This is a genomic window from Cupriavidus sp. FW305-26, assembly GCF_058787975.1.
In genome coordinates, this window is sequence record NZ_JBYTAH010000012.1 from 85,933 (window position 1) to 99,919 (window position 13,987).

Annotated in this window: 9 protein-coding genes; 3 read left to right on the plus strand and 6 right to left on the minus strand. The window is 67.3% G+C overall.

Annotation, left to right across the window (positions count from 1 at the left end; genetic code table 11):
- Positions 1-172: 172 nt before the first annotated feature.
- The 3 genes from AC3WQZ_RS09920 (at position 173) to AC3WQZ_RS09930 (ending at position 6,129) form a co-directional block, all read left to right on the plus strand.
- Positions 173-1,423 carry an efflux RND transporter periplasmic adaptor subunit gene (locus AC3WQZ_RS09920; RefSeq protein WP_011616281.1) on the plus strand — a complete coding sequence of 417 codons (1,251 nt, stop codon included), beginning with the start codon at positions 173-175 and terminating at the stop codon, positions 1,421-1,423.
- Positions 1,424-1,486: 63 nt separating this feature from the next.
- Positions 1,487-4,639 (plus strand): efflux RND transporter permease subunit, encoded by a 3,153-nt coding sequence (locus AC3WQZ_RS09925; protein ID WP_010811356.1) that lies wholly within the window; start codon positions 1,487-1,489, stop codon positions 4,637-4,639.
- A 2-nt stretch (positions 4,640-4,641) separates the two neighbouring features.
- On the plus strand, positions 4,642-6,129 hold the full coding sequence (locus tag AC3WQZ_RS09930) for an efflux transporter outer membrane subunit (RefSeq protein ID WP_492300433.1): 1,488 nt from the start codon (positions 4,642-4,644) through the stop codon (positions 6,127-6,129).
- 68 nt (positions 6,130-6,197) lie between these two features.
- On the opposite strand, the gene AC3WQZ_RS09935 is transcribed toward AC3WQZ_RS09930, so the two are convergent.
- The 6 genes from AC3WQZ_RS09935 to AC3WQZ_RS09960 all read right to left on the minus strand — a co-directional run bounded on the left by AC3WQZ_RS09935 (position 6,198) and on the right by AC3WQZ_RS09960 (position 13,987).
- Positions 6,198-7,037, minus strand: a complete 840-nt coding sequence (locus tag AC3WQZ_RS09935; protein WP_010811358.1) for an OmpW/AlkL family protein — start codon at positions 7,035-7,037, stop codon at positions 6,198-6,200.
- Positions 7,038-7,123: 86 nt separating this feature from the next.
- Positions 7,124-8,404 (minus strand): DUF2957 domain-containing protein, encoded by a 1,281-nt coding sequence (locus tag AC3WQZ_RS09940; protein ID WP_011616283.1) that lies wholly within the window; start codon positions 8,402-8,404, stop codon positions 7,124-7,126.
- A 37-nt stretch (positions 8,405-8,441) separates the two neighbouring features.
- The gene (locus AC3WQZ_RS09945; RefSeq protein WP_492300434.1) at positions 8,442-9,794 is read right to left on the minus strand and encodes a DUF2957 domain-containing protein; all 1,353 of its coding nucleotides are present in this window, start codon (positions 9,792-9,794) and stop codon (positions 8,442-8,444) included.
- 251 nt (positions 9,795-10,045) lie between these two features.
- Positions 10,046-10,942, minus strand: a complete 897-nt coding sequence (locus AC3WQZ_RS09950) for a DUF1571 domain-containing protein (RefSeq protein ID WP_010811361.1) — start codon at positions 10,940-10,942, stop codon at positions 10,046-10,048.
- A gap of 206 nt (positions 10,943-11,148) precedes the next feature.
- Positions 11,149-12,123, minus strand: coding sequence for a TetR/AcrR family transcriptional regulator (locus tag AC3WQZ_RS09955; RefSeq protein ID WP_454750868.1), 975 nt, complete (start codon positions 12,121-12,123; stop codon positions 11,149-11,151).
- 268 nt (positions 12,124-12,391) lie between these two features.
- Positions 12,392-13,987, minus strand: a complete 1,596-nt coding sequence (locus AC3WQZ_RS09960; protein WP_492298446.1) for a GMC family oxidoreductase — start codon at positions 13,985-13,987, stop codon at positions 12,392-12,394.

The following is a 13,987-nucleotide window of genomic DNA, read 5'->3' on the forward strand; positions in this document are numbered from 1 at the left end:
TCGTTACATAAAAGCCGCCGTTCGTCGCATTTGACACTGCGACGCCGCGATTTGTGGCTAGCATCACGCTTTTGTCCGCCGCAAACCGTGCGGCGGGCTGTGTCGTATCCGTTTGTCGGATGACAGGTCGGGACGATGCGGCAGATCTCAAATTGCCATCATGGGGTTATCGATGAGGAAGTCCCAACGTATCCGTTGCGTTGCTGCCTATGCACTAGCGGCACTGTCTGCCGTGGCGCTTGTTGCCTGCGGCGACAAGAAGGCCGAAGGCGGCGCCCCGCCGCCGCCGGAAGTGGGTGTGGTGACCGTGACGCCGTCGCCGGTCGCCGTCGTCAATGAACTGCCGGGCCGCCTGGAAGGCATACGCACGGCCGAAGTGCGTGCTCGCGTCGAAGGCATCGTGCTGTCGCGCAACTACACCGAAGGCGGCGAAGTGAAGGCCGGCCAGGTGATGTTCCGCATCGACCCGGCACCCTACCAGGCCACGCTGGCTTCGGCCCAGGCCGCGCTGCAGCGCGCCGAGGCCAACGCCGTGTCGGCGCGCCTGAAGGCCGATCGCTACAAGCCCCTGGTGGCCGTCAACGCGGTCAGCAAGCAGGAGTACGACGACGCCGTGGCCTCCGCCGGCCAGGCCAACGCCGACGTGGCCTCGGCCAAGGCGGCGGTGCGCACCGCCCAGATCAACCTGGGCTACACCACCGTGACCGCGCCGATCAGCGGCCGCGCCGGCCGTGCGCTGGTGACCGAGGGCGCGCTGGTGGGCAAGGGCGAGGCGACCAAGCTGGCGCTGGTGGAGCAGGTCGACCCGATGTGGGTCACCTTCACCCAGCCGGCTTCGGAAGTCACGCGCCTGCGCCGCGCCATCGAGTCCGGCGTGGTCAAGGGCGTCAACGGCGGCGCCAACGTGCGCCTGTTCGTGGAAGACGGCCGCGAGTACGAGCACACCGGCAAGCTGCTGTTCTCGGACATGACGGTCGACCCGACCACCGGCGCGATCACGCTGCGCGCGCAGTTCCCGAACCCGAAGCGCGAGCTGCTCTCGGGCACCTTCGTGCGCGTGAAGATCGAGCAGGGCGTGGACGAGAACGCACTGACCGTGCCGCAGCGGGCGCTGATCCGCGGCGCGCAGGGTGCCAGCGTGATGGTGGTGGGCACGGACGGCAATGTCGCGGCGGTGCCGGTCAAGGCGCCGCAGGCCATTGGCGACCGCTGGGTCGTGACCGAAGGCCTGAAGGGCGGCGAGAAGGTGATCGTCGAAGGCCTGCAGAAGGTCAAGGTCGGTGCGCCGGCCAGGGCGGTACCGTTCAAGCCGGCCGGGGCCTCGGCACCGGCCGCGGCGACGGCCTCCGCCCCGGCGGCGCCGGCCTCGGCCCCCAAGGCCGAGGGCCCGCAGCAAGCCAAGTCTGACGCCAAGCAAGGCTGAACCCTGCCGTACCACCAATACGGCAAATACGGCTAGACCGCTAGACCAAGAGGGAGCCAGTTTATGGCCAAGTTTTTTATCGACCGGCCGGTGTTCGCGTGGGTGCTCGCGCTGATCATCGTGCTGGGCGGCATATTGTCGATCCTGCAGCTGCCGATCGCGCAATATCCGAACATCGCCCCGCCGACGATCTCGGTCACCGCCACCTACCCGGGTGCGTCGGCCAAGACGCTGGAGGATTCCGTCACCTCGGTGATCGAGCAGGAGCTCAACGGCGCCCCTAACCTGCTCTACTACAACTCCACCAGCGAGTCGTCCGGCCTGGCGAGCATCACCATCGCCTTCGCGCCGGGTTCGAACGTCGACCTGAACTCGGTCGAAGTGCAGAACCGCCTCAAGCGCGTGGAAGCGCGCCTGCCGGCTGAAGTGCGCCAGCAGGGCGTGCGCGTGGACAAGGCCGGGAACAACTACATGATGTTCCTGACCGTGTCGTCCAAGTCCGGCACGGCCGACGCGATCCAGCTCGGCAACTATGTCTCGGCGCAGGTGATCGACTCGATCCGCCGGGTGCCGGGCGTGGGCCAGGCCGACCTGTTCGGCACCGAGTACGCCATGCGGATCTGGCTGGACCCGGCCAAGCTGACCGGCTACAACCTGACCCCGACCGACGTCACCGCCGCGGTGGGCGAGCAGAACATCCAGGTCGCCGTGGGCGAACTGGGCGGCACGCCCTCGCCCAAGGGCACCGAGCTCAACGCCACCGTCACCACCGAAAGCCGCCTGACCACGCCTGAGCAGTTCGGCAACATCCTGCTGCGCACCAACCCGGACGGGTCTTCGGTGCGCATCAAGGACGTGGGCCGGGTGGAGCTGGGCGGTGCCGACTACTCGACGCTGGCCCGCACCAACGGCAAGCCGTCGGCGGCCATCGCCATCAAGCTGGCCCCGACCGGCAACGCGCTGGCCACGGCCACCGCGGTGCGCGCCAAGATGGAAGAGCTGTCCAAGAACTTCCCGGCGGACTACCAGTACTCAGTGCCTTACGACACCTCGGCCTTCGTCAAGATCTCGATCGAGGAAGTGATCAAGACCCTGCTCGAAGCCGTGGTGCTGGTGTTCCTGGTGATGTACCTGTTCCTGCAGAACTTCCGCGCCACGCTGATCCCGACGCTGGTGGTGCCGATCGCGCTGCTGGGCACCTTCGGCGCGCTGCTGGCGTTCGGCTTCTCGATCAACGTGCTGACCATGTTCGGCATGGTGCTGGCCATCGGTATCCTGGTGGACGATGCCATCGTGGTGGTCGAGAACGTCGAGCGGATCATGAGCGAGGAAGGACTCTCGCCACGTGAAGCCACGCGCAAGGCCATGGGCCAGATCACCGGTGCCATCGTCGGCATCACGCTGGTGCTGACCGCGGTGTTCATCCCGATGGCATTCTTCTCGGGCTCGGTGGGCAACATCTATCGCCAGTTCTCGCTGTCGCTGATCTCCTCGATGGCGTTCTCGGCGCTGCTGGCGCTGACGCTGACCCCGGCGCTGTGCGCGACGCTGCTCAAGCCCGTGGAAGCCGGCCATCACCATGAGAAGAAGGGCTTCTTCGGCTGGTTCAACCGCACCTTCGCGCGCGCGTCGACCAGCTACCAGGGCGTGGTCGCGCGCATCCTCAAGCGCACCGGCCGCTACCTGATCATCTACGCGGTCATCATCGTCGGCGTGGTGGTGCTGTTCAAGCGCCTGCCGTCGTCGTTCCTGCCCGATGAGGACCAGGGCTACATGATCACCGTGGTGCAGCTGCCCAACGGCGCCACCCAGGACCGTACCATCGGCGTGCTCAAGCAGATCGAGGACTACTACCTGCAAAAGGAAAGCAAGGTGGTTGACCAGATGATCACGGTGGCGGGCTTCTCCTTCTTCGGCCGCGGCCAGAACGGCGGTATCGCGTTCGTGCGCCTGAAGGACTGGAAGGAGCGCACCGGCGACGGCGAGACCGCGCAGGCGCTGGTGGGCCGTGCCTTCGGCGCGCTGTCGTTCATCAAGGACGCGATCATCTTCCCGCTCAACCCGCCGGCGATTTCCGAGCTGGGCAACTCCTCGGGCTTTGACTTCCGCCTGCAGGACCGCACCGGCCAGGGCCACGCCAAACTGATGGAAGCGCGCAACATGATGCTCGGCATGGCCGCGCAGAGCCCGGTGCTGATGGGCGTGCGCCCGGAAGGCCAGGAAGATGCGCCGCAGCTGCAGATCGACATCGACCGCGAGAAGGCCAAGGCGCTCGGCGTCACGGTGGCGAGCATCAACTCGACGCTGTCGATTGCGTTCGGCTCCAACTACGTCAACGACTTCATCTATGAAGGCCGCGTGCGCAAGGTGATCGTGCAGGCAGAAGGCTCGGACCGCCGCCTGCCGGACGACCTGACCAAGCTGCGCGTGCGCAACAGCAACGGCGACATGGTGGCGTTTGCCGCGTTCGCGACCTCCAAGTGGGTAATGGGCTCGCCGCGCCTGGAGCGCTACAACGGCATGCCGGCGGTGAAGCTGGCGGGCCAGGCCGCGCCGGGCCGCAGTACCGGTGAAGCCATGCGCGTGATGGAAGAGAACTTCGCCAAGCTGCCGCCGGGCTTCGGCTTCGAGTGGTCCGGCCAGTCTTATGAAGAACGCCTGGCCGGCTCGCAGGAACCGATCCTGTACACGCTGTCGTTGATCATCGTGTTCCTGTGCCTGGCCGCGCTGTATGAAAGCTGGTCGATCCCGTTCTCGGTGCTGCTGGTGGTGCCGCTGGGCGTGCTCGGCGCGCTGCTCGGCGTGACGCTGCGCGGCATGCCCAACGACGTGTACTTCAAGGTGGGCCTGATCGCCACGATCGGCTTGTCGGCGAAGAACGCCATCCTGATCGTGGAATTCGCCAAGGACCTGCAGGCGCAGGGCAAGGGCCTGATCGAAGCCACGCTGGAAGCAGTGCACCTGCGCTTCCGACCGATCCTGATGACGTCGATGGCGTTCATCCTGGGCGTGCTGCCGCTGGCGATCGCCACCGGCGCGGGCTCGGGCAGCCAGCGCGCCATCGGTACCGGCGTGATGGGCGGGATGATCACGGCCACGGTGCTGGCGATCTTCCTGGTGCCGGTCTTCTTCGTGGTGGTGCGCAAGCGCTTCAAGGGCAGTGCGCGCCAGCGCATGCTGGACCAGAAGTGGCACGAGCCGAAAGAGGAAATCTGAACATGACCAAGACTCTGACCACACTGCTGCTGGTGGCCGGCGTTCTGACGGGGTGCACGCTCGCGCCCCACTATGACCGCCCTGCCCCGCCGGTGGCAGACAGCTTCCCGGTGGCGCCCGAGGGCTACGCCACCGCCGAGGCGAAGAGCGGCGAGACCCGCCGCGCTGTCGACATCGGCTGGCGCGAGTTCTTCCGCGACCCGCGCCTGCAGTCGCTGATCGCGACCTCGCTGGACAACAACCGCGACCTGCGCACCGCCGCGCTGCGCATCGAAGAAGCGCGCGCGCTGTACCAGGTGCAGCGCGCCGACCTGCTGCCCACGGTGAACGCGAACGCTGCTTACACCCGTGCCAGCACCAACGCCGCCGGGACCTCGACCGTGCTCGGCCAGCCCGGGGTGACGCAGGTCTACCAGGCCAACCTGGGCATCTCGTCCTACGAGCTCGACTTCTTCGGCCGCGTGCGCAGCCTGTCGAGCGCGGCGCTGGCGCAGTACTTCTCCACCGAAGAGGCGCATCGTTCGGCGTATATCTCGCTGGTGTCGGAAGTGGCCAAGGCCTATCTGTCCGAGCGTTCCTTCGCCGAGCAGTACGAAATTGCGCGGGACACGCTCAAGGCGCGCGAGAGCACCTATGGGCTCGCCAAGCAGCGCTTCGACGTCGGCGCCACATCCGCGCTGGACCTGCGCGACAACGAGTCGCTGGTGGCTCAGGCGCGTGTCGCCGCCGCGCAGCTAGCACGCCAGCGCGCGCAGGCGCAGAACGCGCTTGAAGTGCTGGTGGGCAAGCCCATCGGCAGCATCGGGAACCTGCCTGAGCCGATGCGGCTGTCGGACGAACGCATCATCAGCGATATCCCCGCGGGCTTGCCGTCGGACCTGCTGGAGCAACGCCCGGACATCCGCCAGGCCGAACAGCAGTTGCTGTCGGCCAACGCGAATATCGGCGCGGCACGCGCGGCGTTCTTCCCGCGCATCACGCTGACCACCAGCGTTGGCACCATCAGCCCGACGTTCTCGAACCTGTTCGATGCCGGCACCAAGGCGTGGTCGTTCGCGCCGCAACTGACGCTGCCGATCTTCGACTATGGCCGCAACAAGTCCAACCTGGACCTGGCCAACGTGCGCAAGAACATCCAGATCGCCAACTACGAGAAGACCATCCAGACGGCCTTCGCGGAAGTGGCGGATGCGCTGGTAGCACGCGGCACGCTGGAAGACCAGGTCTCCGGCCAGGAAGAGGTGCGCAACGCCGAAGCCGCGCGCTACGAGCTGGCGCGCCTGCGGTTCCGCAGCGGCGTGGCCAGCTACCTGGACGAACTCGATGCGCAGCGCCAGCTGTTCACCGCCGAGCAGGCGCTGATCCAGGCGCGGCAGCTGCGGCTGAACAACGCGATCGACCTGTACCGGTCGCTGGGCGGTGGCTTGCAGGAGAACAGTCCGGTGGCGCAGCAGGCGACGCCTGCGCAACCGGGGACGGTGACGCAGTAAAGGTTGCCGCTTGCCGTTGCAGCAATAAAAAACGACGCGCTCAGGCGCGTCGTTTTTTTCTTTCAGCGTCAGAACTTGTACGAAGCCGCCAGGAAGAACACCAGCGGATTCGGCTCCAGCTTGGTCTTAGAGGTCGACAGCACGGTCCCGTCGGCCGCCTTGATCGTCATCGTCGACGTCGTCTTCAGCGGGATATAAGTCACCGCCGCCGTCAGCCCCCAATGCTCGTCGAAGTTGTAGGTGCCGCCGATATTGAACACGGGCGCCCATGACGACGACGCATCCGCACTCACCGAAGTCGGACCTGGGATGCCCGCCCCCGCCGCCAGGATCGCGCCGAGGTTGTTGTTGACCGAGCTCGCAAACGCCGGATTGACCTCGATGTTGGTAAAAAAGTTGTACGACACCCCCAACCCCAGGAACGGGCGGAAGCGCGTGCCCGGATCCAGGAAGTGGTACTGCACCATCGCCGCCGGGCTCCACTGGCGTGCCTTGGTGACGATGGGGTTCAGCGACGGATCGCCCAGGCTCTGGCGCCCGAGCGCTCCGGCCGGGCCGGGCGGGATCAGTTCGCCGTGGCCGTAGAGCTTGAACTCCGGCGGGATGCCGCCCACCGCGGTGATCGCGATATGGTCGGAGACGAAGTGGCTGAAGGTCAGCCCCAGCGTATTGGCGTTGGATGACGAGATGCTGCTGCCCGGTGCGGTGAAGCTGGACGGCAGCCCGAGCGGGTAGTTGATCGGCACGTCGAGCAAGGTGGTAGTCAGCGGAGCGCTCTGGCCGTGGGTCTGGATATGGAACCAGCCCGCGGATACCACGTTGTCGCCCTTCTTCTGGGCGTGGGCAGGCAGGGCGAAGCTGGCCAGCGCGGCCAGCATCAGTGTGAGCGTGAGGCGTATGGTTTTCATCTTGTGTCCCCGGCAGTGGATGTCTCTGTATGGTCGGATCGTGGCGCAGTGGCCCGGGCTGCAATGGCCCGGGCCTGGCAGCGTGCTTACTGCACGAATGCGCCGACGGTGAAGTACGGGCCGCTGTCGCGCTGTTCCAGGAAGCCGAACACGCCGCCGGTGAACATCAGCTTGCCGGTCGGCGCCGAGCCTGCAGGCGCATCGCGCCGCGACGTGCGGACCACGCCCGGCACCTGCTGCGAGAAATCCAGCCGGTACGGGATGGCGAGCGAGGCATCATGCGGCCGGAACGGATCCATCATGGTGGCCGCGGCGCCGACCAGTGCCGTCACGCGGTAGTTGAAGTTGCTGTCCACGCCGACGTATTCGCCGTTGACCGTGCCTTCAGTAAGCGCTACGGCCGGCGCCATCATGCCGATGCCGATCTCGTCGTCGGCGCCAAGCGGGCCGTTGGCGAGCGAGTCATTGGCATAGCCCACGCGGATCATGACCGGCACCAGCTGGCCGCGCAGCTTGCCCACGATCAGGTAGGCCTTGCCCAGCGTGCCGCCCAGCGTGGGCGGCTGGCTCTCGGCCTTGTAGTTGGTCGACAGCAGCGCGCCGCTCGCCTGCGGCACGAAGTTGTTGCCCTTGCGCTCGCACGTGTTGGTGGCGTTGTCGCAGACGGTGAAGGAACCATCGGCAGCCAGCGCCATGCGGTAGTCCTGCGCCACCAGCTGGAACTGCTTGGACGGCACCTCGTGGAAGCCCGTGCCGTTGTATTGCCCGGCAATCTTCGACAGGTCGGTCTCGGTCTGCGCGAAGCCGATGAACTGGAAATACGGGAAGGTGGTGTCCGGCACCGCGCCGGCGCCCAGCACGCCGTTGAACTGGATGCGCGCGCCCGGGATGGTGCCGCCCACCACGCCTTCGCCGACGAAGAGCTTGGCCGGACGGTTCGGATCGAGGCTGGCGCCGCTCAGCTCGAACGCGCACTGGTTGAGCTTCTCGGTCGGCAACCCCGTCTCCGCCTTCAGCGTGCCGCGCATCACGTTCTGCCCGTTGGTGGGATCGCTGCGCGTGGGCTGCACGGTGCCGGTCTGGCGCGGCACCGACGAGTCCACGAAGGTCACCTGCCAGGTCTTTTTGGTGGTGTCGATCTGCACCTTCACCAGCTCGCCGGAGCCGGTGCCGCCGGTAAAGGTGGTGGAGTAGTCGAGCGCTGCCGGGCACAGCCGCGTCTGCACCGCGGCCGGCGTGGACGGCGCGTCGTCGCCGCCGCCGCCACCGCAGGCGGCGAGCATGGCGGTGGCGGCCACGGCCAGCGCACGCGCCGGCACCGTGGATGGGCGCGAGGCCCGCGGCAGGATCAGTCGAAGGGGTTGCATGGCGTGGTCTCCTCGGTTTTGTGTGTTCTTGGTGGACTCAGGGTGCTGCCAGCACGCCGACGCGGAAGGTCGGGCTGGCGCTGCCGGTGCCGGACAGGTGGCTGAACACGCGCCCGCTGGCAATCAGCGCACCGGTGGTGCCGCTGTTGTCGGTGGTGGCGATCATTCCCGGCGCGTTCTGCGTGAAGTCGAGCTGGAAGGCACCGGTCTGGTTCATCGTCATCGGGTCCAGCAGCTCCACGCGCGTGCCCTTGACCAGCGAGGCGGTGTAGACAAAGTCGCTGCCCGAGCCGATATAGCCGCCGTCAAGCTGGCCGCTGGCCAGTGCCTTCGCCGGCGCCATCAGTGCCAGGCCCGATTCGTCGTCGACATTGACCGTCAGTGGCAGCAGCGAGATCTGCGCGTAGCCGGTGCGCACCAGCAGCGGCACCAGTGCGCCGTTGAGCTTGCCCACCACCATCAGCCCCTTGGCGCGGCTGGCGTTGTTGCTGGTGATGGCCGCACTCTGGAACGACGGGTAACGGCGGCTGCCATCGGCATTGCTGCTTTCGAAGGCGCCATCGGCGCTGCGCAGCTTCCAGCTGTTGCCGGTGCTGAGGCAGCTGCCGGCCGGGGCCGTGCAGCTGCCGTCGGCGTTCAGCGTCTCGGTGGTCTGCGCGGTCGCGGGCGTGAAGTGGCTCGACGAAGTCAGCGAGCCGCCGGACGGCACCTGGTGGTAGCCCAGCAGGTTGTAGCTGCCGGCCACCCTGGTGAAGTCGGTCTCGGTCTGTGCGAATGCCAGCACCGGGTAGAACGGGAACGTGGTGGCCGGGATCGCACCCAGCCCGAGCACGCCCGGATAGGAGATGGTGGCACCGGGGATGCCGCCGCCGGCAACGCCATTGCCCAGGAAGATCACCGGCGGCCTGGCGCTGTCGATATTGGCCTGCGAGGTGCCGTCGGATGCGGTGGCCGTCTGCAGCGCGACTGCGCAGCGGTTCTGCTCGGCGGTCGGCAGCGAGGTCAGGTTGGCGAAGGTGCCGGTGAAAGTCACGCCCGCGCGCGTCGGGCTGACGCTGCCGGGTTGCTTGGGCACCGGCGACTCGATGATCTCCAGCTGGTAGGTGCGGGCCGCGGTGTCGAAGCGCAGCTTCACCAGTTCGCCCGCGCCGGAGCCGCCGGTGAAGGTGGTGCTGTAGTCCAGTGCCGCCGGGCACAACGACCCCGGCGGGCCGCCGATGGTGACCGGCCCCTGCGCGGGGCACGTGCCCGTGTCAGCGCATTGCGGTGCCTGCGTGCCGGCGCGCGGCGCCTCTTCATCGCCGCCGCCGCCACCGCAGCCGGCCAGCGCCGCGGCAAGGCTCACCCCTGTCAAAACCAAAGTGCTGCGTCGAAGCATCGACATGGTCATTGCCTGTCTCCTGATTTTTTCTTGGCGACCCCTGGTTCTGGATCTGGTGTCCGGCTCTGCGGCCGGATCCCTCCCGGGTGCGGCGACTCTCGCCGCTCGCGTGTTTTGGCGTCAATAGAGCGGCCGTTCCAAACAGGCGCGCCTGGCGTGCATGCCGCACGTGGCGGTGGATTGCGGGTGTTGCACGGACTGCGCGGCAAAGCGGCGCGGCCACCGATTCAAACGCACGGTGCGCGCCGCTTTGCCGCATCTCAGAAGCGATAGTCAGGATTGGCCGGATCGAACGCCGAGGCCTCGAAGGTCTTGCGCACCAGCTTGTCGAACACGATCTTCTCGACCATGTTGCCGTCGGCATCCCAGGCGGTTTCCACGCGGATATACGGATGCTTCAGGTCCAGCATCAGCTGCACCTTCTTGGCGTAGTACTGCGGCGCGCCGGCCGGCAGGTCCCAGGTCAGCGCCACCATGCGCACGCCCTGCTCCTGTACGATCTCGGCCTTGCTGTATTTCTCGGACAGGCCGGCGGCCCGCAGCGACCTGGCATCGCGCTCCAGCATCGACAGCACGAACTGGAAGCCCAGGTCGCGCACGGTGTGGTTGGACTGCGAGCGCGCCAGCGTGCCGTCCAGCGCAATCCACATCGAGGTGAAGCCCAGCACGCCGCCCAGGTGGCCGTACATCTCGTCCTTGCGGCGGGTCTCGTCGTAGATGATTTCCTGTCCCGACTGCGCGCCGCCGGGCAGCCACTTGGCATAGAGCTGGCGCGGCTGGTGGCGGTAGCGGATCTGCATCCTGGCGGGCTGGTCCTGCCACTGGTTGTTGAGCCGTTCCTGGCGCGACATCCAGTACTCGTACTCGGGATAGCGGTTCATCTCGGCGCGCGCCCATTTCAGCAGTGCATCCGGCTGCAGCGCGTGGAACACGGCCAGCACCTGCTCATCGGACAGCCGCGCGAGTTCGCCGCTGGCGACCTGGCGCGAGAACAGTGCGGCTTGCTGTGCGGATGTCTGGCCGTCATAGCCCGTGCCCGCGGCGGCGGTGGTTGTGGCCGTCTGGGCCATGGCCACGGGGGGCATGGCCAGTGGCGCAGCCAGCAGTCCGATGACGGCACCGGCGACGGCGGCAAGGTAAAGCGGTTGGATCGACATGGCAGCTTCCTCCTCAAGATGTCCGCCAGGAGGCGGAGCGCGGGCAGCGCAGGGCGAACGGGGCCACCGCCGCGCCCTTGGGAAATCCGATAAGGCGCACGGGGTCCGCGGGGCCTGTGCGTGGCCTCGCTGGATGGATCGACGGTTCAGTTTTTGCGTGAGGGCGGTGGCGCCGGCCCGGCGGTAACCGGGTGCGGCGCGCGCCGCTATGTCCTGGTGCGCATTCGCATCCAGTCATCCAGCGGGTTGCTGGGGAAGCTCACGGTTTGCTCGCGCGCGCGGACCGGCATGCTGGTCACGGCTGAGCGTTTGGTGCCCTCATTGCGCACGGTGCGTGCGCTGATGCGGGCCTTGCCGAGTGCGGCGGCGGTCTGGCTGGCCGCATCGCCCATGGTTGCCGCCATCGCGGCGCAACTGGCACTCAGTTCATCGGCAGACTGCGCCGCGGCCAGCCTGCTGGCGCGCTCCCTGGCCTGCTGCTGCTCGCCAAGCTCGAACACCGACTGCAGGGCCGAGAAGTCGTCCGCACTGGGTTGCGCCACGTTCAGCACGGCTTCCACCATGGCGGTGAGCTGGGCCAGCACGTGCGCATCGCTCATCTGCCGGCCCTGCGTGAACGCGGGCAGCAGGTTGGTGAGCTCTTCGCCGGCCAGCACGCCGGCCAGCGCCTTGAGCGCAAACTGCAGGCGCCAGCCGAGCTCATGCCGCGGCAGCGCCGGAATGGCGCGCGAGAAGGCGTCGAAGAAGCGCCCGTACACCGGGGCGTAGTGCTCCAGCAGGTATTGCTGGATAAAGGGCGAGGTATCCGAATACACGCGCCCGAGCAGCCGCAGGAACGACGGCCCGCCCACCGACGGGTCGCGTGCCATCTGCAGCGCGGGCACGAACAGCGCGCCCATCACGTGCTCGCAGCGGATGCTGTTGCCGGGCCAGCGCGCTTCGCACGCATCGAGCAGCGCCAGGCGCCGCGCGTTGAGCGGATCCAGCCGCCGGCTCAGCACGGCGTGCATCATGATGTCTTTGCTGCGGAAGTGGTAGTTCACGGCGGCCAGGTTGACGATGGCGCGCGACGTGACCTGCCTGAGCGAGGTGGCTTCATAGCCGACCTCGGTAAACAACTTTTCCGTGGCGTCGAGAATCCGGGCCTTGGTGTCTCCTGCCGAGCTTTTGCCGGTCTTCATGGGGGCGTCTCTCTTCGTTGCTGCCTTAAACCCCTTAGCAATTTGCTACGCTGTTCCGCTCCCTGCTCTGACGGCATACGGATGCTTGAAACAGCTGTACGAAGCCTATCCACCGCTTCGAGCGTTTCACAAGACCTGAATTGGAGTGGACATTCTAATTGCGCCACTGGTGTGGGGAATCGCACAACAATGTCGCCGGCAACCTGCATGAAGCAGGCATGCCGGATGCCTGCAATGCAGGACATTGCAGGCTTGCGCGGCCAATACCTCATGACGTGAGGCTCCGTGCCAGCGCGTGCGCATTCTGCGCCGTCAGCGCGAACACCGACAATTGGGGATTGGCCCCCACGCTGGTCGGGAACACCGAGCCGTCGAACACCGACAGGTTGGCCAGCTGGTGGTGGTTGCCATGGCTGTCCACCACGCCGCCGCGCGCATCGTCGCTCATGCCGCAGCCGCCCATCAGGTGCGCGGTGAACAGCGCGGTGCGGAACGGCTTGAGCGGCAGCTGCGCGATGGCGTCGCGCGCCTCGGGCCAGCTGCGGTACTCGGCGGCGTCCAGGTGGGCGGGCCGCACCCGCTCCGCGCCGGCGGCAAACTGCGCCTGCGCCATGCTCAGCCATGCGCGCCGCACGCCGTCCCAGGCGTAGTCGCTCATCTCATAGTCCAGCAGCGGGCTGCCGTCGGCCGCCAGCCGCACGCGCCCGCCCGCGCTCTCTGGCACGAAGCCGTCGCGCAGCAGTGCCAGCATGGCGTTGGTATGGGGCAGTTGCGCCATGTCGCGGCGCAGTGCCTCGCCCACGCCGTTGACCACGCCCGCGCTGATGCCGGGGAACAGCGGCGGCACCTCCAGCTTGTAGCCCATCTGCCCGGTCGCACCGTCCTTCCACTGGAAGTGGTCGGAAGCGATCGACTGCGGTGCGCCATAATAAGGATCAATGCGCTCCGGCATTTTTGCGATGCTGATATTCACCGGATGGATAAACGTGCGTAGTCCCAGCCGCTCATGCGGGTCCGGCACGCGCGAGCGCAGCAGCAGCGCCGGCGTGTTGATGGCGCCGCCGGCGGCGATGAAGTGCCTGGCCCGCACGATCACGCCGACGCCGGTGGGCGTGTAGCCATCGGCGCCCAGCGCCTCGCCGGTGACCGACTGCACGCGCTTGCCGTCATGGTCCAGCGTGCGCACGCGCACGCGGTGCACCAGCGTCGCACCGCTGGCCAGTGCCGCGGGGATGGTCGACACCAGCATCGACTGCTTGGCATTGACCGGGCAGCCCAGCCCGCAATAGCCGGAGTTCCAGCAGCCCTTCACATTGCGCGGGATCACGTGCCATTCCCAGCCCAGCGTCTCGCAGCCGCGCTTGAGCACGTCGTTGTTGGGATTGGGTGCCATCGCCCAGGGCGCGATGCCCAGGCGCTCTTCCACTTTCCTGAACCACGGCGCCATGTCGGTCTCGCTGTGGCCGGAGACGGCGTGATGCGTGGCCCAGTGCGCCAGCGTCTGCGGCGGCGTGCGGAAGCTCGATGACCAGTTGACCGTGGTGCTGCCGCCGACGGAGCGGCCCTGCAGGATGGCGATGGCACCGTCGGCCGTGGTGCGGGCCGCGGCCTCCTGGTACAGCTCGCGATAGGCGCGGTTCTCGTCCATGTCGCGGAAGCTGTCCGAGGTGCGCAGCGCCCCCTCTTCCAGCAGCACCACGCGCAGGCCCGCGCGGCTGAGCGCCTCGGCGCTGATGCCGCCGCCCGCGCCGCTGCCGACGATGACGACGTCGGCATCGAGCGTGCGCGTGGTGGTGAAGGTGGCAGCGTCCAGTACCTTCCAGCCGGCGGCGATGCCGGCGTCGTAGAGATTGTCGATGGCCAT